A 24,258-nucleotide genomic window follows, 5' to 3' on the forward strand; every position below is an offset into this window, starting at 1 on the left:
CTAAAACTCAAATTGATAAAGAAGGTCTAATGCCTGATTAACACCAGACACGGCTTCTAAATATAATTTTGGCATTAACCTATAACGTATCGTCAATGTGGCCAATGAGTCAAATATACCGACACCATATTTGACTTGTAGGTCATCAGTAATTTTCCCACTAACCACAACTTGGGAACTATCACCGACGCCTTGGGTATCTAATGCCAAATCTGAAACACCAAATGTCTCACCAATCTTGCCTACAAGTTGACCACTTTGTGCTACCCCTAAGCCAATCAGCATCGATGTCATTTGCGACCCATTGGAATCCCCACTATCAAGGCCTTCACCGCGCAATAAGTAAGAAAGAGCTTCTTGCTGAGTTTTCGCTGGTTCAGAGAAAATTTCCACTTTCGGTTTATCCGCTAATCCAGTGACTTTCACGCCTGCAATCACTCCATCGGCGGTATTGTCTGGATTACGAATAGCTTCCAAATTCAAGAAAGGTTGATCCGCAGGGCCTGAGAACATAATTTGCCCTTTGCGAACTAACAAGTCTTGTCCATAAGCATGGAAACGTCCCGAAGGAATATCTACTTGACCATTCAGCTTAAGACCTTGTTTATCCTGTAATACCCGTAACATACCGGTTAATTTAGCCTGCAATCCAAACGCATCTAACTGCACATCGTTGCCGATATTAATGGTTAAATTAGTCTGGATAGGAATAGCAGTTGGCGACTGTTCAATCGGCTGGAGATTTTTATCGAGCATAACCTCGTCAGAAGAAACGCCTACCGCTGATTCTGGTAATTCTTGCACCGTAATCCGTGCCCATGGAATATTGACATTACCGGTTAAATTCAGCAATTCAGGTGAAGCTTCAAACACTAAATCTGGTGCCACATCTATCCGCACCATTGGCGGCAATGAGACCCTCAGATTGTCACCTTTAGCCATCACTTTAGCGTTCCATGCATCAATATTGCGCCAATCAGCCTCTCCATTAATATTCAGATAACCTTCAGGCGTGGTAATTTGTCCATCCATGGTGGAACTCGTACCGTTAAAGTTAATGCCTAATCGACCTTGAGTGATATCAAAAGGGATCCACGAACCTGATGCCAACAACTCTGAGAGTGTTAAATTACCGTTCAACAACGGCTTATTAGCATTCCCGCCTAAACGTAAATTGGCATTCAGTAATCCTTCCGCTTTTTCACCTTTGGATAATAATGGCTGAATCAGTGCTAATGAGATTGAGTCAATAGTGATCGAACCCGATAAGCGGCGGGCTTTTTCCAGATCCGCAATTTGTACATTTCCGTTAAATTGCCCATTATTAAGGATCTTAATCAACCAGCTAATATCTGCTTTACCATTCACTAGTGCCGCAGAAAGCGTTAATGTCTGAAACTCAACAGGTAAAGAGATACCTTCTACCATTTGAGTTACTTTAACCCCGTCACCTTTCAGATTAACTTTAGCTTGTGGTAAGCCGCCATCGGCTTTCCAACTCACTTTAGCATTGCCACTGAATATTCCCTGTAACTGGGTATCTCCGGTCATAAACGGCTTTAACATCGCTAAATTAAAACTTTCAAGCGCTATATCGGCGGTACCACTTTTTCCCGCTTTTATTGGTTTAGGTACACACAATCGTGCATTTGGATTAATCCAGCAATGCGTTCCAACCGTTACTTCTTGTAATGTATTCGCGTACTCTAGTGCCATGGCTTTATTTAAATGCCATTCTCCGACCGGCGTCTCAAACGCGGTATTATTCAGCGTTCCTTTCCAGATTTCCGTCTGGCGATCGAAGCCTCCATTTAAGGCTAAATGACCGGAGACTGGCTCACCCTGTACATCCAGTTTTAGCTGATGTTTCTTTTCGTTGCCTTTAGCCTCTAAGGTCAAATTTTTAATCACCAGATCGGCTTGTTTTAATTGACGCACTACGACCGAAAGATCGCCTTTAATCTGTTCACCAGAAGTCACGTTACCTTTAATTACTGCACTATCCACAGACAGCATATCCTGCCATTTCACGCCATGTGCATTAATATCGGCTAACACTTGAGGCGACTGCAAATCGCCACGCAATTTGATATCACCTTTAATAACACCGGCTAATCCTGGCAGCATACCGCCTAAACCGGGCGCATTAATTTTAGCGTCTAAATTCCATTTATCGGATAAATTGCCTTTTACATCAACATTATTTTTACCTAATACCAGATTAAATCCGGGAATATCCCACTGACCTGCAGCATTGCCGGAAGCCTTACCTCGCGCTTTCAGTAAATTATTTTTGACGTTACCATCGAGGCTAATTTCAGGAATTTGTAGCTGCCAACTCCCGCCATATAAACTGCCTCGAGTCACCACTTTGCCGTCCACTTTCGCCGGCCACTCTGGCCACTGTTTAGACGTATTGATCCCCGATAACGTAAGCACCGCATTCCAACTGATGGCTTTACTCCAATCAGCAACCCCAGTAATCTCCGCTTTGCCCTGTAATGCAGACAAACGCAAACGGGTTAAATTAAGTTGTTCTTCATTACCCTTGGCATCAAGCAACAATACTGACGATGGTAAATCTTGTCCGGTAATCGCTGATTTAAGCGATAAATCATAGGCTGATGGACGTCCATTAAGTCGTAAACGGGTGCCCTCTAATTGATATTGAGGCTCGCCAACCAATGGCCAGGTGATTTTTTGGCTATCTAACGTTAATAAGAAAGGTAAATCAGCCTGTGACAAATCCGTCTGTGCATCTAAGGTGGCATTTACTGGCCCACTGAGATTCAATGCTAATTTTAATTGATCTTGCAGTGCGCCCTTCAGCGTTAAATCTATCTTTTGCCCCTCAAAATCTTTGAGCTGAGATTCTCCTTGCACCGAAAGTGATACCGGCCATTTATCCTCTAGTGTCGCACTCCCTGAAAGTGCTAGATTGCCTTCAGGTGCATCTGCTGTTATCGAGGTAATTTGTACATTTTGCCCCTGATTAGACAGACTAATATGCAGACTATTTAATGTGGCTGGTGTCGCACCTGAGATACGGAAATTAGAGCCATCAATAGCTTCAACTGTTAAATCTACCGGCAAAATTATTTGAGGTAACTCCGCGAGTAAAGGTTGAGCAAACAGTTGTTTTAAAGTTTCACCTAATGGCTGTTGTGGCGGTTCATCCTGTTCAGGAGCCAGCGTATTTTTAGTTGCTACCGTTTTAGCTAGCGTTGATTCAGCTATAGTGGTGCCATCTATAGTAGTGCCATCCATAGTGGTGTCATTTATCATAGCCTCGTCTGATGCGGTTTCAGCCGCAGGTAGATCTATGGTTAAATTAACAATCTGAGTTGGCGTAACGGTTAATGCTTTGGCTTGCCAATGAAGCCCCGTCGAGAATTTAGCTAAATCGACCACCGTACCATCAACAGTGACATGGGTCTGTTGCAATGATAATTGAGCTAAATTAATCGTCAGGGGAGCATTAAGCTCAGTTAATGGCTCTGAAGGCGGTTGTTCTTCTGATGGCGGAAGCTTCGAGGTATCCACCACCACATTGACCCCTTGGGTTGAGAGATCATCAATGCAAAGCTCACGCTGAGTTAAACAGCCTAAACGTAACGCTAAATGCAATTTTTCAGCATTTACATCAACGCCCGGCATTTGGTACTGTACATTACTTAGCGTTAAATCATCCCATCCGCCATTGACTTGACCAATTTCTAACCCCGGAACCCAGCGATTAGCGCTGTTTATTACAAAATGCAAACCGGATTGTGTTCCTAAAATCCAACTGATCGCCGCTATCAACAGAACTAAAATAATCAAGAGGATCGCTGCAATGCGTTTTACCCATTTCATTGTTCTGTTCATAGTTCTGTTCCTAATCCGATATAGAATTGAATTTTTTTATTATCAGGATCACCAATTGGAGTCGCTATATCAAATTTAATCGGTCCTACCGGTGATGCCCAACGGATCCCTGTACCAGCCCCAGTTTTAAAGTCGCTACGCTTAATATCATTCACCGCTTCACCACTATCAATAAACCAAGCACTCCACCAATTACCGGTAAAGTTATACTGATATTCTACCGAGCCAACTAATAGCTTTGATGCCCCTGTCAGTTTACCCTGGCTATCTTCTGGTGATATTTTTTGATAGCCGTATCCTCGAATACTGCCATCCCCCCCCGCAAAGAAACGTAAATCGGGCGGAACTTTCTCAAAACTATTAGTATCAATCCAACCGGCATTACCACGCACGACAAATCGATGACCTTCCCATGGGGTACGGATCCAAACCTGTTTAGCCTGCAATACGGTAAAATCAATATCCGAGCCCCAAAGAGTATTGGATACATCAACAGAATAGCGCTGGCTATCCCCCCAACTAGGCATCATACCTCCACGTTGGCGGATCCGGCTCGCATTAGCCCCCGGATATAATAACATCGTGGTATTACTGATATCCGCCTGTGTAAAGTGACTGAGTGACCACCGCAAATTGACGCCATACTGCCAGCCACTGGAATAATCCCAGTTACGCGATACATTTAATGTCGCAGTGTCTGATTCAGTATCATTAAGATCCGTACGTTTGTATCCGCCTTGAACAGCATAATATTGTTCTAACGGATTTTTCTTCAATGGGATTTTATAGCTAGCGTCAATAATTTGTTCGGGTTGAGATAAACTAATATTCGAGGTAAAACTTTGTCCTCGGGAGTTTATCCACGGTTTATTCCACGTGGTTTTTAATCTTGGGCCCACGTCCGTAGCATAACCGCCACCCAACTCAATAAAGTTTCGTGCTCGCGGTGACATAACCGCATCCATCGGCAATAAATCAGTATGTTCTTCACGGGCTTTAGCTATATCGGGTGTAACAAGCGCCGAATTAAACCAACCAGTTGCAGCTAAACGACGATTAAACTCAGCTAACTGCTCAGAAGTGTAATATTCTCCCGGCTTAAACGGCGATAAGTTATTTAGATAATCTTCTCTAATTTGAGAACCGGTATAATGTATCGCGCCAAAACGATAGCGTTCACCGCTATCGAAATCAAAATCCCAATAAGAGGCATGCTGTTCTAGCGAGACACCCAATTGGCTTTTAAGCATTTCAGCATCAAAATAGCCTTTACGAACCGCTAAACTACTAAAACCATTTTTAAAACTTTCATAATCAGCATGATTTAAGATAGTTCCTTTTTTCGGTGTATCGGCTTTGATCATTTTGGCATAGGCCGGATCGTCTTTTGCCGCGCCTTCCAAGACAACATTTACGCCTTCCACTAAAATAGGTTGCCCCGGTGAAACAATCGCTGTTAAAACTGAGCGTTCAGGCGGTTTTTTTTCTTGATAGGTAAATTCAATAGTTGGCTGGTAATAACCTAATGGGCGAAGCCCTTGGCGAATGGCTTTATCTACACGAGCACGGAAACGACCATCAGGGGATACCTCATCCTGCGTTATATTTGATAGTTGTACTCGTGCGTTTTTTTCAAGTTGCCCACTTAAACCTTCTATTTTTAATCGTAAGTTTGCACTGTATGCCATCGGAGCTGCGATACACATACAAAGCAAACCAGTGAGGGGGTATCTTGACACGCCGACTCCTAAAATTGATGTTTAATTGACGAGATGATCCAAATCGATTTATTTTGAATAAGATAATCTATATTCACAAGTTTTATTAAAATTTATAACTAATTATATCGATTATAGTTCAAGTTGCAGATACGTTAACGTTTATTCCATTTAGCAATCTGTAGCTCGCACTTTCATTCACCTGCTACCTTACTACTAAGCGTAATGACCACGACATTATGACACTCAACAGTTACGATAAAACAGTAAGACAAATTTAATAATTATAGGAGATTGTATGCCGAATAATAAACGATTCCCACTTGATCCGGCTGAAGCGTTACCCGGAAGAAAAACGCCTTTAATTTATGCACCTTATCATGCAGTTAACCAACATTCGATTCAGATTATCCCCAAATCTGATCACATTGCCTACTTTGCGATGGGATGTTTTTGGGGAGCGGAACGTCTATTTTGGCAGCAAACAGGGGTATATTCTACATCGGTAGGATACAGTGGCGGCATAACAGAAAATCCAACCTATGAAGAAGTGTGTTCGGGTATGACTGGCCATACTGAAACCGTCCGCGTAGTTTTTGATCCCAACCAAATTAGCTATGAGAATTTATTAAAGTTATTTTGGGAGAATCACGACCCAGCCCAAGGTATGCGCCAAGGCGGAGATATTGGCAGCCAGTATCGCTCAGCTATTTATACCGTTTCCGAGCAACAATATCAGCATGCTATCGCTGCTAAAGAGGAGTATCAACAGGCAATGAACGCAGAGGGTGATCAGCGAGTTATCACCACTGAAATCGCGCCAATACATACGTTTTATTTCGCTGAAGATTATCACCAGCAATATCTGTATAAAAACCCGCAAGGCTATTGTGGACTCGGGGGGATCGGTATTTGCCTACCACCTCAGCACAGAAACTAGTCAGATTGTTCTATCTGATGCTATAATACGCGAGCTAATCTTATTGTGGCGGTTATTGACCGCCACTTTTTGTAATTGTCGTTCAAATTGTGTTATTAAAATTGTTCCCTTCAGTCGCAGCTCGCGCTATAAACAAGTGTTCATGAAGGTGCAACACGGATACTCTATGCTTAACAGTTTATTAATTGTTCTTTTATTATGTGCAATCAGCGCATTTTTTTCGCTGTCTGAAATTTCATTAGCGGCTTCACGCCGTATAAAACTCAAACTCATGGCCGATGAAGGCAACATTAATGCCGCCCGTGTACTGAAAATGCAGGAAATGCCAGGCATGTTCTTTACTGTGGTACAGATTGGTCTGAATGCTGTCGCTATCTTAGCAGGGGTCATTGGTGAATCGGCCTTTTCTCCGGCATTAAATAGCTTCTTTATTGAGTTCATGACCCCAAAATGGGCTGAACAACTGGCGACCATTATTTCATTCACTATTGTCACCAGTATGTTTATTTTATTGGCCGACCTGACGCCAAAACGCATCGGTATGATTAAACCGGAAGTGATTGCTATCCGTATCGTCAATCCAATGCGCTTCTGCTTAGCGCTTTTCCGTCCGCTCGTCTGGGTATTTAATGGCTTAGCCGATTTATTCTTTAAAATCTTTAAAATTCCAATGGCTAGGAATGAAGATATTACCTCTGATGATATCTTTGCTGTGGTAGAAGCCGGAGCTGTTGCCGGTATCTTACGTAAACAAGAACACGAATTTATCGAGAATGTTTTCGAACTAGAATCACGCACCGTACCTTCCGCGATGACCTCACGTGAAAGTATTGTCTATTTCGATAAAAATGAAAATGAAGAAAGTATTAAGCAAAAAATATCCACTCAACCACACTCTAAATTCTTAGTCTGTGGCGATGATATCGATCATGTTCTCGGTTATGTTGATTCGAAAGAGCTATTAACCCGCGTACTAAATGGTCATAGTCTTAATCTACATGATGGAGTTAATATCCGTAATGCGTTGATTATTCCTGATACGTTAACCCTGTCAGATACCTTAGAATCGTTTAAAAACTCAGGGGAAGACTTCGCAGTTATTCTTAATGAATATGCGCTAGTGATGGGGATTATCACTATTAACGATGTTATGACCACATTAATGGGTGATTTAATAGGCCAAGGACAAGAAGAACAGATAGTCGTCAGAGATGAAAACTCATGGCTTGTGGAAGGGGGAACGCCAATTGAAGATATTCAACGCATCATGGATATCGATGAATTCCCAGATTGCAGTAATTACGAAACTATCGCTGGTTTTCTGATGTTCCGCCTAAGAAAAATTCCTAAACGTACGGATTACGTCAAATATGCCGGCTTTAAATTTGAAGTCGTAGATATTGATAACTACAAAATCGACCAAGTTTTAGTAACTCGTTTAACTGATCCTCCGGCACCTGTAGTCGTTCATCCAGGTAAATTATCTATAGAAACGGCTAACGCAACCCAAACCAACAAAGAAACTAGTAATGATTAATTATCATCATTAGCGAAGCCGTTTCAACCTAGCTAAATTATGGCGCCAGATTATGTGGCGCTATTTTTTGGCCTATTCAAATATTTTTGGTTTATTTAAATATATAATTATGCCAAACAATAACTCAGCGTTAGCCCAACTCAGTTTTTAATACAATGACCTGTTTATTTACTTCACTCATGACACTGTAATGGCGCTGATCTCTTACTTTTGGTGGCAGAATTTTACCGTAGTCAAATTCAAAAGCACCAAAATCTTTAATGTATAGCCGACCACGAAATAGCGTTTTGACATAAAGGGCAATTTTTGATGGGTTATAACGGTTAAATATTTTCATCCGAACTTATCCTCTCCTAGCTCTCACGATACATAGTCAGTGGATTATCACTTACCTGTTAACGTCTTGCTTATCATAGACCAGTTTTAATCTGATTAGTTCTATTATTGCAATTTTATTCATAAATTTTACACAATATGACATAAGGATAAATCTGTAAAAATAGATAAATTTAGAGTATTCGCAGGTATTTTACTAAAATGTTAAATTTTACTTGGTAACTCATCGGACGAGATGTGCTATAAATGACTGCGTATAAATAATAAGCGAAAATTAATACAACAAAACCAGGAATAACCTCATCTACCCTCACTAAAAAGGTTAAATTATGATTATTAGAAGCCCACGGCAAGTGGTGCTATTCTCGCTGAGTTTACTGCTATCTTCATTTGGTGTATTGGCGGACAGAATTAAATTAAATCAACCACTCCCTCATATTCAAATTACCGATAAAGGCGAGTTAATGATTAATCAAAAAAATAATTTTAATTATCAAAATTGGAATAGCGACCAATTACTCGGGAAAACACATACTATTCAGCATATTGCAGGACGCTCATCCGCGAAAGAACTTAATGCACCATTAATTGATGCCATAAAAACGGCTAAATTCGCGCCTGAACATTATCAAACCACGACTATTGTTAATACTGATGAAGCTATTTTTGGCACTGCTAGGTTTGTTCGTAGCAGTCTAGAAGACAGTAAAAAAGAGTTTCCTTATTCACAATTTATCGTTGATAGCCAAGGTCAGGCAAAAACTGCATGGCAATTAGCAGACAAAACCTCAGCTATTTTAGTGATCAATAAACTTGGCCAAGTGATATGGTTTAAACAAGGGGCATTGACGCCAGATGAAGTAAATAATGTGATTGGATTAATTGAATCTCAATTAACCCAATAATCATATCAGCAATCCCACACTGATAATTAGGATAATTAATTTTGTCTGAAATAAATCAAATCGTTTGACCTGTTATGTGCGTATTTATATACGCATGTAACTTATTCTCTATTATTGGAACGACTATAACGTCATCTGAAGCAGATTAAATATTAAACGAATAATTTTATTGTTAATAATCAGTTAAAACGATCTAGCTTTTTATGCTGTCTAAATACGATCTAGAATACCCACACATACTGCATACTTATTGAATAATAAGTTATTTAATCTATTTTCAGCTTATGTACTTTAATAGTAATTACTGCTTTTCCTTGAGAGTCGAACAGAGCTAACTCACATCAAAAACAGATCAATAAGATTAACCGGTTTTATCCACTATAAAAACAATAACAGCCAAATTAAAATCCAAATAAAACTTAAAAATCAATTCTTATCACCAAATATTGTAGATAGGCATCTATTTGCGAATAAAGTTATTGATTTTTATGTTTTAATCCCTATTTCAACAATCACAATCATTAAATTAAAATAGCTAATAAAAGGATACAGATAATGAAAAAAGTCGTGCTGATCGCTTTAATTTCTACCCTAATGAGTGCACCACTAATGGCCGAAAATGGTGGATTTAATGGTCCCGGAACATCAACTGTACCAGCTGAAAGAGCACTAAAAGGTGGATTTTCTGGCCCTAATGCGAGTGAAACCAGTGTCGCAAATGCCCTTAAACTTACTGATGATTCATGGGTTATCTTGCGCGGAAATATCGTAAAACAGATAGATAATAAACATTATGAGTTTACCGATGGTACCGGTACTATCACCGTTGAGATTGATCACAAAAAATGGCGAGGCCAAACAATAACGCCGAACGATAAAGTTGAAATTCGTGGTGAGATTGATAAAGATTGGTCATCACGTGAGGTTAGTGTAAAAGAGATAAACCTGATCAAATAAAATATAACGCCAGTAACGTTTTCAATAAATGTTGCTGGCGCTAATCAAATCAGCCGAATAAAACTCATTCAACTAGAGTAAAGAGACTCTGAATCCTGGATTTAAAAATGACTCTCTTGGTGAATAATCTAACGTATTACCTTTCCAATCAGTCACTTTAGCACCAGCAGCAATCGCTACAGCATGCCCTGCGGCTGTGTCCCAGATATTCGTCGGCCCAAAACGTGGGTACAGCTGCGCTTTACCTTCGGCAACCAAACAAAATTTTAATGATGAGCCTATAGCGACCGTTTCATGTTCACCCATTTGACTCAAATAGTCCTGTAATTCTGCGTCCTGATGAGAACGACTAATCACAATTAAGGGGAGTGTCGCTTGCGAGACACGGATTAATTGGCGATGCCCTTTTTCTTCTTTCCAGGCTTTCCGCCCTTGTCCACAATACAAAATGCCTTGTGCAGGAGCATAAACTACGCCTAAAATCGGCACGCCCTGATCAATCAGCGCAATATTAACTGTAAATTCACCATTACGCTTAATAAATTCTTTAGTTCCATCCAGCGGATCAATTAACCAATAACGCTGCCAATGTTGACGCTCTTCCCATGCTGGGGGGTCTTCTTCAGATAATTGGGGAATGGAAGGATCAATTTTACTCAAACCGGCCTTTATAATTTGATGCGCTGCTATATCTGCTGCCGTTACCGGGGAATCATCGGATTTTTTTTCAATTTGTACCGGTGTATCCGCATGATAGATATCCATAATTGCGTTTCCGACCTCTTTTGCCAACTTACAGACTTGTTCTAACATCAGCCACCTCGACTATTATCGTTTGAGAGAAAATAGATTATCAGCCTACTGAGCTGACTGCATCCCCTTTTATTGAATAAAAAAATAGCCGGTGATTAACCAGCTATGATATCTGTATATTCAGAAGGTTACCGATAAATTATAGAATTTCTAATAATTCAACTTCAAAAACTAAGGTGCTAAATGGAGGGATAGATGCGCCCGCACCACGTTCACCATAGGCCAGCTCAGAAGGAATATATAATTCCCATTTAGAACCTACTGGCATCAATGTTAACGCTTCAATCCAGCCAGGGATAACACCGCTGACAGGGAATTCAGCCGGCTGCCCGCGTTGAACAGAGCTATCAAAAACTGTACCGTCAATCAGGCGACCGGTGTAATGCACACGAACGCGGTCAGTTCGTGCAGGAATTGCACCTTCACCTTGATTGATAACAGAGAATTGTAAACCTGATTCAGTGATAGTCACATCATCGCGTTTTTGATTCTCTTCAAGGAATTTTTGCCCTTCTACTGCCATTGATTTTTGCTTTTCAGTGCGCACAGCATCAGCACGTTCATGGATTTCACGCAGAGCATTATGCAGCGCTTCAACAGGCACTGAAGGCATATTACCTTCCATAGCATCTGTTAAACCAGCAAGAATGGCTTCTGGTTCAAGACCTTCTAAGCCTGACTCTAACAGTTGTTGACCGATCTGAAGCCCGATACCGTAGCTCGCTTGAGCTTCAATTGAATCAAAAGTTTGGTTTGACATTAAATTATCCATTAATTTTAAGCTAAAAAGTAAGGATAACAGCCGCCTCCGTGAGGGTAAACCCATATTTATATCCCCCATGAATATCATCATCAAATAGGCGATAAGTGATGAAAAAAAGACGTAGATATACGTCCTATAAATACCAAAAAAATATTAATTCTAGGTAGGTTCCGAAAATATAGAATATGCGATTAATCTGGTTAGAAATAATGCTATATTCCATTAATTACAAGTTTTCTTTTCCTCTTAAGGAGGCAATGATGAGGCTATCGATATTTCATCGCGTTGGTATTGCAATCATCGCGATCATTATTTTAATCATATTCTTCTGGCCAACTGAGGATAAAACATCTAACCAGATCACTTCATCAGAATCTAAACCGATTGTTATTCCGCCGCCTAATGAAAGCTTAGAAACACCGCCAAATATTCTGCCTGATACAGCGCAACCAGCTGAAGAGGCTCAAGCACCTATTATTGACGATACCAATAATGTACCGCCGATAAATGAGCCAAATATCATTCCTATTCAGCCACAATCAGATACGGTAAAGAATAAAGATAAAGATAAAGATAAAGATAATAAGAACAAACAAACCGAGAGAGCACCGGTTAATCAAGGAGATACGACTGCAGCGGTCTCAGGAAAATGGCAAAATTATCAGATTCAAAAAGGTAAAACTTTAGCACAGTTATTTAGAGACAATAATTTACAAGCAAATGATGCTTTTGCCATGGCTCGAGTAGAAGGCGGAGATAAACCATTGAGTAACTTGCAACAAGGGCAAAAAATTCGTTTGCAAGCCAATAACCAAGGGGAAGTGGAACTGCTAGAAATCACTACACCGGAAGGTAAGCATATTAGCTTTGCGCGGCTCAGTGACGGTGGATATTATCGCACTCCCTAAAATGAGTTATGTGGTCATCATTACAGCTAAAATTGCTCAAAAAATCCATAAAAAAACACCGGCATAAACCGGTGTTTTTTTTGTGCCACTAAAATTAATCAGTAGCACATATAATCATTACAATGATTATGCAGCAACGATCTTAACGTTTAACTGTGCAAAAACATCGCTGTGTACTTGGAAGTGAACTTCGTGGTCACCTGTAGTACGCAGAACACCATTTGGTAGACGAACTTCGCTTTTCGCAACAGTAACGCCAGCAGCAGTTACTGCATCAGCGATGTCACGAGTACCGATTGAACCAAACAGTTTACCTTCGTCACCTGCTTTAGAAGACAGAGTGATTGTGCCCAGTGCATTGATTTGCTCTGCACGAGCGTGAGCAGCAGCTAGAACTTCAGCTAATTTAGCTTCCAGTTCAGCACGGCGTGCTTCGAAGAATTCGATGTTTTTCTTAGTCGCAGGAACAGCTTTGCCCTGTGGTACTAAGAAGTTACGAGCATAGCCCGATTTAACGTTAACCTGATCACCCAGGCTACCTAGGTTCGCTACTTTATCAAGCAGAATAACTTGCATTACCTTATCCTCTTAAAGTCGTTAATGGACTGTACCTATTACTGATGACGATCAGTATAAGGCAACAGAGACAGGTAGCGCGCGCGCTTGATAGCACGAGCGAGCTGACGTTGGTATTTTGCACGGGTACCGGTAATACGGCTTGGTACAATTTTACCGCTTTCAGTGATGTAGTTTTTCAGCGTTGCGATATCTTTATAATCTATCTCTTGAACGCCTTCCGCTGTGAAACGGCAGAACTTGCGACGACGGAAATAACGTGCCATTTGGCTAGTCTCCAGAATCTATCAATTCAATCTGCTCGGCGTGGAGCACTATTTTATTCAAGCCATTACGCCCTTGATGGCAGCTAATGAAACCTGAAACAGTCACTCTACAACCGACCGTTATACTGTGAGTTAGGGCTTGTATGTCTTGTCCGCTGGCGACAATGGGCATTCTGCACCATGCCTGCCGGTATAATCCAGCTTCTTGCTGCTGTGAGCGATGTTCAATCACAAACTGGCAGTGAGGAATACCAGACGGACTCACTTTTCGGAGTAATGCTTTACAGACTGTGCCTGTTAGCACCAATCGATTAGTGGACACTTGGGCAATTACTCTTCAGAATCCCCAGCTTCTTCAGCTTCTTCCTGATAATCATCAGATTGGTCACGGCCGCGACGTTCGTCTCTAGCTTTAACCATAGTAGAAGCTTCTGTCACCGCGTGCTTAACGCGCATAACCATGCTACGGATAACGGCATCGTTGAAGCGGAAGTTAGTTTCCAGCTCATCAATCGCTTCCTGTGGTGCTTCAACGTTCAGCAGAACATAGTGAGCTTTATGCAGTTTATTGATTGGATAAGCCAGTTGGCGACGGCCCCAGTCTTCCAGACGATGGATTTGACCTTGCGCATTAGTGATAACTGCACTGTAACGCTCGATCATACCCGGAACCTGTTCGCTTTGGTCAGGATGGACCATAAAAACGATTTCGTAATGACGCATTAGTAATTGCTCCTTACGGATTAATCAGCCTCCTGTCAGGGCAGCCGCTTCCCATGGAGGCAAGGAACTTATATAAGTGCGGCTGAAAAATTGACGCGTAACTATACCCATCTCTTGAAAAAAATTCAATAGATGAACGTGAATTAATCGCAATTTTTAGGAATTATTTAGTTGCCTAAGCGCTGACGTACCGCTTCAAACAAACATACACCGGTCGCAACAGAAACATTTAACGAAGAAACATCACCCGCCATCGGAATACTGATCAGCTCGTCGCAATGCTCACGCGTTAAACGGCGCATACCTTCGCCCTCAGCTCCCATCACCAAGGCCATAGGGCCAGTTAGTTTACTTTGGTATAAATTATGAGTCGCTTCACCGGCCGTTCCCACAACCCAAATTTGCTGCTCTTGCAGTAAACGTAGCGTTCTGGCCAGGTTAGTCACACGGATTAATGGAACACTTTCCGCCGCGCCACAGGCAACTTTTTTAACAATCGCATTCATGGGTGCAGATTTATCTTTAGGAACAATTACAGCATGAACACCCGCAGCATCCGCATTACGCAGACAAGCACCTAAATTGTGCGGGTCTGTAACGCCATCAAGTACCAATAATAAAGGCGTTTTAGCCTGAGCGATAATATCCAGTAAATCATTTTCTTGGTACTGACGTCCTGGCAGAACATGAGCAATAATGCCTTGATGTGATGCGGCATCAGTCTGCGCATCCATCCACTGACGGTTAGCCACTTGAACCGCTATTCCCATAGCTTCAATTTCATGGATCACTGCCATCAAACGGCGATCTTCACGGCCTTTTAAAATATACACTTCTTTTAGCCGCAGCGGATCGCGCTCCAGCAAGGCTTTCACTGCATGAATGCCATAAATAATTTCGCTCATAGTATCTTTTTTATCCACAGGAAATAAAGGGTGGCCAATTAGCCACCCTATTTTATTGAAGCTAGTTTACTCAATCTATGTGATTAAACCTATAGTCATGACTGTTAAAATTTTAAGCGTCTTTATTGACTTTTTTAGTCGCACGTTTAGCCTGCAATTTAGCGGTTATTTTCTTGGTTTTATCCGAAGCTTTTTTAGCTTTTTTTACGCCAGTTTTTTCTGCTTTGGGCTTAGCAGCATCGGCTTTAGCCTGATTTTTAGGGGCTTTTTTAGCTTTTTTCTTAAATGCTGTATCTGGCTGGAAATTAGCATCTTTAGAAAAATCACGATCTTTACGTGATTTACCTTGCCCGCTGTTTCTGGCATCTTTTTTAGCTTTATCTCGAGCTGTTTTACCCACATTTTTAGCTTTACGCGTCGTTGATATTAAGGCGAAATCAATCTTACGCTCGTCCATATGAACAGCTTCAACTCTAATTTCGACTTCATCGCCTAGACGATAAACGGTATTTGAAGATTCACCAATCAGACGCTGACCAACAGCATCATAACGGTAATAATCGTTATCTAAAGTGGATACATGAACTAAACCATCAATGAACAGTTCATTCAAGCGCACAAAGAAACCAAAGCCAGTAACGCTAGTAATCAAACCGGTAAAGACTTGGCCCACTTGATCTTGCATAAAGTCACATTTTAGCCAATCAGCCACATCGCGAGTCGCTTCATCGGCACGGCGCTCTGTCATCGAACAATGCTCACCTAATTGCAGCATATGATCCATATCAGAATGCCAGCCGCCCGTCGGGGTCCAATGTTTTTCGGCGTGTCCTTGCTCTTTAGCTAATAAATATTTAATGCCTCTGTGTAAGGTCAAATCAGGGTAACGACGAATTGGAGAAGTAAAGTGCGCGTATGATTTTAGTGCTAAACCAAAGTGACCTCGATTCTCAGGATCGTAAATAGCCTGCTTCATCGAACGCAATAACATGGTTTGCAGCAGCTCATGATCAGGGCGTTCAGCAACATCATGCATCACCTGAGCATAATCTTTTGGAGCTGGCGTCATTCCCCCCGGTAAGGTTAAACCAAGCTCACTAAAGACAGAACGCAAATTCATGACGCTCTCTTCTTTTGGACGGTCATGAACACGATATAATGCCGGTTCTTCATTTTTCTCAACAAATCGAGCTGCCGCAATGTTAGCGAGGATCATACATTCCTCAATCAGTTTATGCGCATCGTTGCGCTGCACTGGCTCAATACGTTCAATTCGACGTTCAGCATTAAAGATAAATTTAGCTTCTTCTGATTCAAAAGAAATCGCCCCGCGTTCTTCACGCGCACTTTCTAGTACTTTATATAAATCATGCAGATGCTGTAAATGAGGAACGAGCGGCTGATAATGTTCGCACAGTTCTTCATCGCCCTGCAAGATTTTCGAAACTTTGGTGTACGTTAAACGCGCATGAGAGTTCATCACCGCTTCATAGAATTTGTATGAAGATAACTTACCACTAACTGAAATCGTCATCTCACAGACCATACACAAACGATCTACGCCAGGATTCAATGAACACAGACCATTTGATAGTACCTCGGGGAGCATCGGCACCACTTGGGATGGGAAATAAACGGAGTTACCTCGGCTTCGAGCCTCTTCATCCAACGCAGTATTAGGACGTACATAGTAGCTAACATCAGCAATCGCCACCCATAAACGCCAGCCACCGCCCTTCTTCGGCGCACAGTATACGGCATCATCGAAGTCGCGTGCGTCTTCGCCATCTATGGTGACTAAAGGTAAATCACTTAAGTTAACTCGCCCTTGCTTAGCTGCTTCGGGAACATGTTCGCTTAAATCAGCCACTTGTTTTTCAACTTGAGCCGGCCAGCCATGAGGAATTTCATGAGTACGCAAGGCAATTTCTACCGCCATGCCAGTTCCCATAGTTTCACCCAGCACTTCAGTAATATTACCGACAGCCTGTAAGCGACGCTGTGGACGGCTTACTAACTCTACCACCACCACATTCCCCATACGTGCACCATTAGTGTGCTCTTTAGGGATTAAAATATCGAAGCTCAAGCGACTGTCATCTGGCACCACAAAGCCCATGCCTGACTCAAGAAAATAGCGCCCAACAATTTGATTATTACGAGGAACTAAAACCCGTACAATACGCACTTCAGTACGTCCTTTACGGTCTTGTCCATGAGGTTGAGCCAACACGACATCGCCGTGTAAAGCACGTTTCATCTCATCAGCAGAAATATAATAATCTTCTTTTTTGCCATCGATACGTAAAAAACCATACCCATCGCGATGCCCAATGACCGTTCCTTTTAATAAGTCTAATTTTTCAGGTAATGCATAGCATTGGCGACGAGTAAAAATTAATTGTCCATCACGTTCCATCGCGCGTAACCGGCGACGTAACGCCTCTAAATCTTCTTCTGAACTTAGGTTCAGTATTTTCGCAATTTCTTCACGTTTAATCGGTGCTGGGCGTTGCGATAGGATCTCTAAGATATATTCTCTACTTGGGATCGGTGAATCGTATTTTTCTGCTTCTCTTTTCACATAAGGATCTTGTGACATCGTAGCCTCCGTTGTCATCAGAATTCGCGGATACTATTTCTTATGAATACTATTTTATTAATAGTTTAGACTAATAGTAGTCGATATAGCGGGCTGTTATCTTTCACCATGTCAGCCAGCGTATGTTTATCTAATTCTTGTAAAAATTGCTCTATCGCTTGGTGTAAAATTCCTTTTAATCGGCATGCGGGCGTTATATGGCAAAAGTCCCCACTGCAATTCACCAAAGATAAAGGTTCGAGCGCTCGAACTACGGCGCCAATAGCAATGTTGTCAGCAGGCTGTCCCAGCATAATACCGCCATTTTTTCCACGGATTGCCTTCACATAACCCAAATGACTCAGTTGATTGATAATCTTTACCATATGGTTACGAGATACGCCGTAAACTCCGGTTACTTCAGTAATACTGGTCATTTTGCCCTCAGGAAGAGAGGCTAAATAAATCAGCGCCCGTAGGCCATAATCTGTAAAACTGGTTAACTGCACATCCACCTCAAAAAATTATCATCTAACTTATATGTACCGTAGTACATAGTTCGCATCATCTGCCATATAGAGCGGCTAAATCGCACCGCTGTAAGTACTGCTGTATGGTGAAATATTTACGATATAGCTACAATAACAAGAAGATAGTATACCCAAATACTGTCGCTAAAATCATCAGAATGGCATTAAGATCATGCACGGCATATTTATAGCCTATCATCGAATGGATATAGCTTAGTCTATCACAAAGATAATTTGAGAACTTTGAGTCAAATAGAAAGCTCGAACAGTAAATTATTATGTGGTTATTTTCAGGATTAAGCAAAATTGTTCGTTATTTAGCGGAGAAATGGCGGGAGAATAGCAATAACTAACCGAAAAAACTAATAGCGCCTCGGGAGAGGCGCTAATTTCACAAAACAATTAAGCTGCGTCAAACGGGTCACGTAAGATCATTGTTTCTTCACGATCTGGACCAGTTGAAATGATATCAACAGGCACACCTGTCAATTCTTCAATACGTTTGATGTAATCTAATGCGGCTTGAGGTAATTGATCACGAACTTGAACACCAAAGGTCGTTTCGCTCCAACCTGGCATTGATTCGTAGATTGGTTCTAAACCTTCCCACTCATCAGCTGCTAATGGTGTAGTATCAAGTACAGTACCGTCTGGACGACGATAACCTACACATAATTTAACTTCTTTCAGGCCATCCAATACATCTAGTTTAGTCAGACAGAAACCAGACAAGGAGTTGATTTGAACCGCGCGATTAATAGCGACGATATCTAACCAACCAGTACGACGACGACGACCTGTCGTTGCACCGAATTCTTGACCTTTCTCACGCAGGTAATCACCGATTTCATCAAACAGTTCAGTAGGGAATGGACCCGCACCAACACGCGTTGAATACGCTTTGATGATCCCTAAAACATAACCAACAAAACGTGGACCCAGTCCAGAACCTGTAGCAACACCACCGGCAGTCGTATTTGAAGAGGTCACATACGGATAAGTACCGTGGTCGATATCCAGCAGCGTACCTTGAGCACCTTCAAACATGACTAATTCATTCTTCTGATTTGCTTTATAGAGCAGATCAGAAACATCAACTACCATTCCTGTCAGAATATCTGCAACAGCCATAATTTCATCCAGAGTTTTCTGGAAATCAACTGCAGGTTCTTGATAGTAATTCACTAACTGGAAGTTATGATAATCGATGATATCTTTCAGTTTTTCAGCAAATGTTGCTTTATCAAACAAATCACCTACACGTAAACCACGACGTGCGACTTTGTCTTCATAAGCCGGTCCAATACCACGACCGGTAGTACCGATTGCTTTTGCGCCACGAGCTTTCTCACGCGCGTTGTCTAAGGCAACGTGATAAGGCAGGATTAACGGACAAGCTTCTGAAATATATAAGCGTTCACGAACTGGAACACCACGATCTTCCAATTCTTTCATTTCTTTCATCAGTGCATCTGGCGCAAGAACCACACCATTAGCAATAATACTGATGACATTTTCACGAAGAATACCTGATGGAATTAAATGGAGAACGGTTTTTTCACCGTTAACAACAAGAGTATGGCCAGCATTATGGCCGCCCTGATAGCGAACTACGTATTTAGCGCGTTCGGTTAGCAAGTCAACGATCTTGCCCTTCCCTTCGTCACCCCATTGGGTGCCCAGTACGACAACGTTCTTACCCATGTCAAAATACACTCGGTTGCTTAAAAATGAATTCTACCATCTCAAATAAACTGTTCCAGTTATTTTTAGCATATCAATAATTTTTCATCAAATAGTAGACATGATAAAGCCCGCTAATGCGGGCTTTAAGTTAAATCCTGAAATCAAAGTAAGAATTTTTGGTCCAAAATACTCAGTTTAAAACGCCATTATTTATCCTGATTTATTTCTATAACCACTCTATTTCAACGATTTATTTTAGTACAAATTTAATGCAAAACTGCCGTTATGATTATTCTATCGCACGTAATTTAGTCGGTGCTTTCATATAGCGGAAGAAATCGGTATCTGGGCTCAGCACCATAACATCTTCACCGCTTTTGAAGCTCTGCTCATACGCGCGCATACTACGAATAAAGGCATAGAAGTTAGGTTCCTGATTGAATGCATCCGCAAACAGTCGGGTTGCCATCGCATCGCCTTCACCACGTAATGTTAGTGAAATACGTTCAGATTCAGCCAAGGTTTCTGTGACTGTTTTATCAGCGATTGCACGAATTTTAACCGCTTCTTCTTGACCCTGAGAACGATGCTGACGCGCAACGGCCTCACGTTCTGCACGCATACGTGCATAAATTGCTTCAGAAACTTCATTTGGCAATTCAATACGTTTAATACGCACGTCAACGACTTCAATACCTAATGCCTGCATACTGTTTGGATTAACCACCAGCGGCTTCAGATTCGTCTCTTGTTCTACGCGTGCAGCAGCAGAGGCTATCGCTTGATCGGCTTCTTCTATATCTGTCGCACTACCTTTATTCAAGGTATCACGGACATCAACAGTTAACCGGCCACGAGAATCAGTAATAATGTCTTTCACGCTTAAACGACCAAATTCAGAACGTAAACGGTCACTAAATTTACGTTTTAGTAAGGTCTCAGCTTGGAAAGTATTACCCCCTCCTGTCGCAACATAGTAACGACTGAAATCAGTAATGCGCCATTTCAAGTAAGAATCAACCATCAAATCTTTATTTTCGCTGGTTAAGAAGCGATCAGCTTGAATTTCCAAAGTCTGAATACGCGCATCCAACATTTTAACTGTTTCAATAAATGGAACTTTAAAATGTAAACCTGGCTCATAAATGATCGGCTTGTTTTCTGCATCACGCATAACTTTGCCAAAGCGTAAAACAATACCACGATCAGTTTGAGGCACAATAAAGACCGACGTATAGAAAACAGCCAGAATGGCAATAATGATAACAATTAGCGATTTACGCATGATTATTGTCTCCCTACTCTGACTGCGTCACCACGGACAGCCGCTGAAGATGAAGGATCCGTATTAAGTGATGACTGATTACTATTTGGATACGTCACTTTAGGTGCCTGGGTTACTTTAGGTGTAGAGGCTGAATTATTACCACGCATTAATTGATCTAATGGCAGAACAAGCATGCTGTTGCTCTTTTCATTAGCAATAATTTTGCGTGTATTACTCAACACACGTTCCATGGTTTCAATATACAGACGCTCACGGGTAATTTCAGGAGCCGCTTGATACTCAGGTAACATTTTAGAGAAGCTGGCGACCTCACCCTCTGCTTTTAGTACCACACTGACTTTATAAGCTTCCGCTTCTTCAATCATTTTTTGCGCGTTACCTTTCGCCAATGGCAGAACTTCATTCCGGTAAGCATGCGCTTCACGGATAGTTTTTTGTTCTTCTTCCCTTGCTGAAATAACATCATCAAACGCTGCTTTAACGGCTTCAGGCGGACGAGCAGCCTGGAAGTTGACATCAAGCAATGTAATCCCCATTTTATATGGGCTGATGGTGCTTTCTAATTCTTTTTGAGTAACATCACGGATATATGCACGATTAGCCGTCAGCACTTGTTCCATCGCTGATTGACCAATAACACCACGCACCGCACTATCCAGAGCTTGACGTAAGCTATTATCTGGATTTGTTACGCTAAATAAATATTCAGCAGGATCTGTTACACGATATTGAACGTTCATTTCGACGCGGATCACGTTTTCATCTGAAGTCAACATCATGCCATTTGTGGCTTGTTCACGTACAGTTTCAACGTTAACAGGCACCACTTTATCAATGAACGTTGGTTTCCAGTTCAGACCAGGGCCAACAATTCCACTGTACTCACCAAAGCGCATGACCACACCGCGGTCACTCTCTTTTATTGTGTAGAAACCACTTGCACCCCAGATGATTACCGCTGCTGCAACAGCCAGCATACCCAAGCGCCCGCCAAAATTAGAAGCCTGCTGGTTATTATCACCACCAGAACCGCCTTTATTGCCACCAAGCTTACTGCTCAGTTTGCGGAAGAGATCATCGAGATCAATAGCCCCGCGTTTTCGACCACCTTTATTGCCACCGGAGTTGCCGCCTTTATTGCTGCTTCCCCACGGGTCGCGGTCTTGTCCGTTATTACCGGGCTGATTCCACGCCATGTTTTAGCTCCATTCTTTATGATTGGTTTTTCAGGGCTAAGAGCAAATAACCGCTCTTAATATCAATTCAATTTTCTGAGAATATCAGAGGATGTAATCAGGTAATTGTGGTTCCTGTTTACACAGACGGCGCCAGTCGACAATTGGCAAGCGCACTTCCAAAAGTAGATAACCGTCCTCATCGACATGTTCATGCTCAATAGCATTGAGCTGATAGAACCGACTCCGTAGACGCCCTTCCTCTGGAGGTAAACGTAATTCAAAGTGTGCAATCTCACCCGAAAGACGTTCCGTTAATGCCTGTAACAGCAATGGGATACCTTCACCCGTTTGGGCTGATACCCAAACACGTATCGGCTTATTATCCTCATCGCGATCGATACGCGGAACAAAATCGTCCAGCCTATCAATTTTATTCATCACTAATAGCGTAGGAATCTCATGCGCTTCAATTTCTTCCAATACACTTTCTACAGCTTGGATATTTTCATCCACACGATTATCAACGGCATCAATCACATGTAGCAATAATGTCGCTTCACGTGTTTCTTGAAGTGTTGCTTTAAATGCTGCAACTAAATCGTGGGGCAAATGACGAATAAAACCAACGGTATCCGCCAAAACAACCGTACCAACATCATCGACATCAATGCGGCGTAATGTTGGGTCTAGCGTAGCAAACAGCTGATCTGCCGCATAAACATCAGATGTTGTCATACGGTTAAATAAACTGGATTTTCCTGCGTTGGTGTAGCCCACCAGTGAGACCGTTGGGATATCAGCCTTACTTCTTGCCTGACGCCCTTGCTCTCGCTGTTTCTCTACTTTTCCTAATCGAGATAGAATTTGTTTAATTTTATCACGGAGTAAACGACGGTCAGTCTCTAACTGTGTTTCACCCGGACCACGTAAACCAATCCCACCTTTTTGTCGTTCCAAATGCGTCCATCCTCGAATTAATCGAGTCGATAGATGACGCAATTGTGCCAGTTCAACTTGCAATTTACCTTCGTGAGTACGGGCTCTCTGGGCGAAAATATCCAGAATAACTCCCGTCCGGTCAACAACTTTGCACTGACATAATCTTTCTAAATTACGTTCCTGAGCTGGACTTAAAGCGTGGTTAAACAACACCACATCAGCGCCACTGGCTTGCACCGCTTCTGCAATTTCTTCCGCTTTCCCTTCGCCAACATAATATTTACGGTGTGGCGCTCGACGACTTCCAGTGATGATTTGTACCGGCTTCACGTTAGCCGATGTCACTAGGGATTCAAATTCCTCTAAATTGTCAATATCTTTTTCTTGAGAGAAAAAAACATGCACCAATACGGCGTGTTCACCGCCTTCATATCTGTCAAACAAAGGTTCGACCTCTCAGGTTTAACGATAAATTAAAAGGAAAAAACATAGGTAAAGTCTCCCTACCTATGTTTTCCTTTATTTTCAAATGATTAGCTGAATTATTCAGCAGCATCATTATCCTGCGCAGCCGGTGTACTACCTGAATGGTAGTTACCTGGAGCCGCAGTACCTGTCGCATTGTTACTATGATGAGAAACAGGACGAGCAGGAACAACGGTAGAAATGGCATGTTTATATACCATTTGGCTGACCGTGTTTTTTAGCAAAATAACAAACTGGTCAAATGATTCGATCTGACCTTGTAATTTGATGCCATTAACTAAATAAATTGAGACCGGAACCCTTTCACGACGCAATGCGTTCAGGAACGGATCTTGCAAAGATTGCCCCTTAGCCAT

The 24,258-nt window shown here is 41.8% G+C and carries 22 protein-coding genes; 5 read left to right on the forward strand and 17 right to left on the reverse strand.

What is annotated here, in order from left to right; translation table 11 throughout:
* On the reverse strand, positions 1-3,867 hold the full coding sequence (tamB, locus tag M992_RS01795) for an autotransporter assembly complex protein TamB (RefSeq protein ID WP_282955647.1): 3,867 nt from the start codon (positions 3,865-3,867) through the stop codon (positions 1-3).
* Positions 3,864-5,606 carry an autotransporter assembly complex protein TamA gene (gene tamA / locus M992_RS01800; RefSeq protein ID WP_053907103.1) on the reverse strand — a complete coding sequence of 581 codons (1,743 nt, stop codon included), beginning with the start codon at positions 5,604-5,606 and terminating at the stop codon, positions 3,864-3,866. Before tamA ends, tamB begins: the two co-directional genes overlap by 4 nt.
* A 277-nt stretch (positions 5,607-5,883) precedes the next feature.
* Between tamA and msrA the strand changes: the two genes are divergently transcribed.
* Positions 5,884-6,525 (forward strand): peptide-methionine (S)-S-oxide reductase MsrA, encoded by a 642-nt coding sequence (gene msrA, locus M992_RS01805; protein ID WP_047254815.1) that lies wholly within the window; start codon positions 5,884-5,886, stop codon positions 6,523-6,525.
* A gap of 166 nt (positions 6,526-6,691) precedes the next feature.
* Complete coding sequence (gene paeA, locus M992_RS01810) at positions 6,692-8,062, forward strand: polyamine export protein PaeA (RefSeq protein WP_047254816.1); 1,371 nt, start codon at positions 6,692-6,694, stop codon at positions 8,060-8,062.
* Between the two features lie 130 nt (positions 8,063-8,192).
* Here the strand turns inward: paeA and M992_RS01815 are convergent, their stop codons facing one another.
* Entirely contained in the window at positions 8,193-8,399 is a 207-nt protein-coding gene (locus M992_RS01815; RefSeq protein ID WP_047254817.1) for a DUF1107 domain-containing protein, read from the reverse strand.
* 328 nt (positions 8,400-8,727) lie between these two features.
* On the opposite strand from M992_RS01815, the gene M992_RS01820 reads away from it, so the two are divergent.
* Positions 8,728-9,303, forward strand: a complete 576-nt coding sequence (locus M992_RS01820) for a YtfJ family protein (RefSeq protein WP_053907104.1) — start codon at positions 8,728-8,730, stop codon at positions 9,301-9,303.
* Positions 9,304-9,858: 555 nt separating this feature from the next.
* Complete coding sequence (locus M992_RS01825) at positions 9,859-10,260, forward strand: YgiW/YdeI family stress tolerance OB fold protein (protein ID WP_053907105.1); 402 nt, start codon at positions 9,859-9,861, stop codon at positions 10,258-10,260.
* A gap of 72 nt (positions 10,261-10,332) precedes the next feature.
* Here the strand turns inward: M992_RS01825 and cysQ are convergent, their stop codons facing one another.
* Together cysQ and bamJ are read right to left on the reverse strand one after the other, a co-directional pair.
* A complete protein-coding gene (cysQ, locus tag M992_RS01830) occupies positions 10,333-11,073 on the reverse strand; it encodes a 3'(2'),5'-bisphosphate nucleotidase CysQ (protein ID WP_053907106.1) in 741 nt (246 codons plus the stop codon).
* Between the two features lie 139 nt (positions 11,074-11,212).
* Positions 11,213-11,833 (reverse strand): BamJ family beta-barrel-assembly machinery protein, encoded by a 621-nt coding sequence (gene bamJ, locus M992_RS01835; protein WP_047254982.1) that lies wholly within the window; start codon positions 11,831-11,833, stop codon positions 11,213-11,215.
* Between the two features lie 260 nt (positions 11,834-12,093).
* Between bamJ and M992_RS01840 the strand changes: the two genes are divergently transcribed.
* Positions 12,094-12,744 (forward strand): LysM-like peptidoglycan-binding domain-containing protein, encoded by a 651-nt coding sequence (locus tag M992_RS01840; protein ID WP_053907107.1) that lies wholly within the window; start codon positions 12,094-12,096, stop codon positions 12,742-12,744.
* A 126-nt stretch (positions 12,745-12,870) separates the two neighbouring features.
* Here the strand turns inward: M992_RS01840 and rplI are convergent, their stop codons facing one another.
* From rplI to hfq, 12 genes are all read right to left on the reverse strand, one after another.
* Positions 12,871-13,320 carry a 50S ribosomal protein L9 gene (gene rplI, locus M992_RS01845; RefSeq protein ID WP_053907108.1) on the reverse strand — a complete coding sequence of 150 codons (450 nt, stop codon included), beginning with the start codon at positions 13,318-13,320 and terminating at the stop codon, positions 12,871-12,873.
* A gap of 38 nt (positions 13,321-13,358) precedes the next feature.
* The gene (rpsR, locus tag M992_RS01850) at positions 13,359-13,586 is read right to left on the reverse strand and encodes a 30S ribosomal protein S18 (protein ID WP_000135199.1); all 228 of its coding nucleotides are present in this window, start codon (positions 13,584-13,586) and stop codon (positions 13,359-13,361) included.
* Positions 13,587-13,590: 4 nt separating this feature from the next.
* Positions 13,591-13,908 carry a primosomal replication protein N gene (gene priB / locus M992_RS01855; protein ID WP_053907109.1) on the reverse strand — a complete coding sequence of 106 codons (318 nt, stop codon included), beginning with the start codon at positions 13,906-13,908 and terminating at the stop codon, positions 13,591-13,593.
* A gap of 8 nt (positions 13,909-13,916) precedes the next feature.
* Complete coding sequence (gene rpsF, locus M992_RS01860; RefSeq protein ID WP_047254974.1) at positions 13,917-14,309, reverse strand: 30S ribosomal protein S6; 393 nt, start codon at positions 14,307-14,309, stop codon at positions 13,917-13,919.
* Between the two features lie 167 nt (positions 14,310-14,476).
* Positions 14,477-15,214: a 23S rRNA (guanosine(2251)-2'-O)-methyltransferase RlmB gene (gene rlmB / locus M992_RS01865; RefSeq protein WP_047254981.1), complete on the reverse strand. Its 738-nt coding sequence runs from the start codon at positions 15,212-15,214 to the stop codon at positions 14,477-14,479.
* A 112-nt stretch (positions 15,215-15,326) separates the two neighbouring features.
* Positions 15,327-17,816 carry a ribonuclease R gene (gene rnr / locus M992_RS01870; RefSeq protein WP_053907110.1) on the reverse strand — a complete coding sequence of 830 codons (2,490 nt, stop codon included), beginning with the start codon at positions 17,814-17,816 and terminating at the stop codon, positions 15,327-15,329.
* A 65-nt stretch (positions 17,817-17,881) separates the two neighbouring features.
* Positions 17,882-18,304, reverse strand: coding sequence for a nitric oxide-sensing transcriptional repressor NsrR (gene nsrR / locus M992_RS01875; RefSeq protein WP_047254972.1), 423 nt, complete (start codon positions 18,302-18,304; stop codon positions 17,882-17,884).
* Positions 18,305-18,727: 423 nt separating this feature from the next.
* Positions 18,728-20,029, reverse strand: coding sequence for an adenylosuccinate synthase (locus M992_RS01880; RefSeq protein WP_053907111.1), 1,302 nt, complete (start codon positions 20,027-20,029; stop codon positions 18,728-18,730).
* 271 nt (positions 20,030-20,300) lie between these two features.
* Positions 20,301-21,296, reverse strand: coding sequence for a protease modulator HflC (hflC, locus tag M992_RS01885; protein ID WP_047254970.1), 996 nt, complete (start codon positions 21,294-21,296; stop codon positions 20,301-20,303).
* A 2-nt stretch (positions 21,297-21,298) separates the two neighbouring features.
* Positions 21,299-22,495: an FtsH protease activity modulator HflK gene (hflK, locus tag M992_RS01890; protein ID WP_053907112.1), complete on the reverse strand. Its 1,197-nt coding sequence runs from the start codon at positions 22,493-22,495 to the stop codon at positions 21,299-21,301.
* An 84-nt stretch (positions 22,496-22,579) separates the two neighbouring features.
* Positions 22,580-23,860: a ribosome rescue GTPase HflX gene (hflX, locus tag M992_RS01895; RefSeq protein ID WP_047254968.1), complete on the reverse strand. Its 1,281-nt coding sequence runs from the start codon at positions 23,858-23,860 to the stop codon at positions 22,580-22,582.
* 98 nt (positions 23,861-23,958) lie between these two features.
* Positions 23,959-24,258 carry an RNA chaperone Hfq gene (hfq, locus tag M992_RS01900; protein WP_047254967.1) on the reverse strand — a complete coding sequence of 100 codons (300 nt, stop codon included), beginning with the start codon at positions 24,256-24,258 and terminating at the stop codon, positions 23,959-23,961.

This window comes from Moellerella wisconsensis ATCC 35017 (assembly GCF_001294465.1).
GTDB classification, from domain to species: domain Bacteria; phylum Pseudomonadota; class Gammaproteobacteria; order Enterobacterales; family Enterobacteriaceae; genus Moellerella; species Moellerella wisconsensis.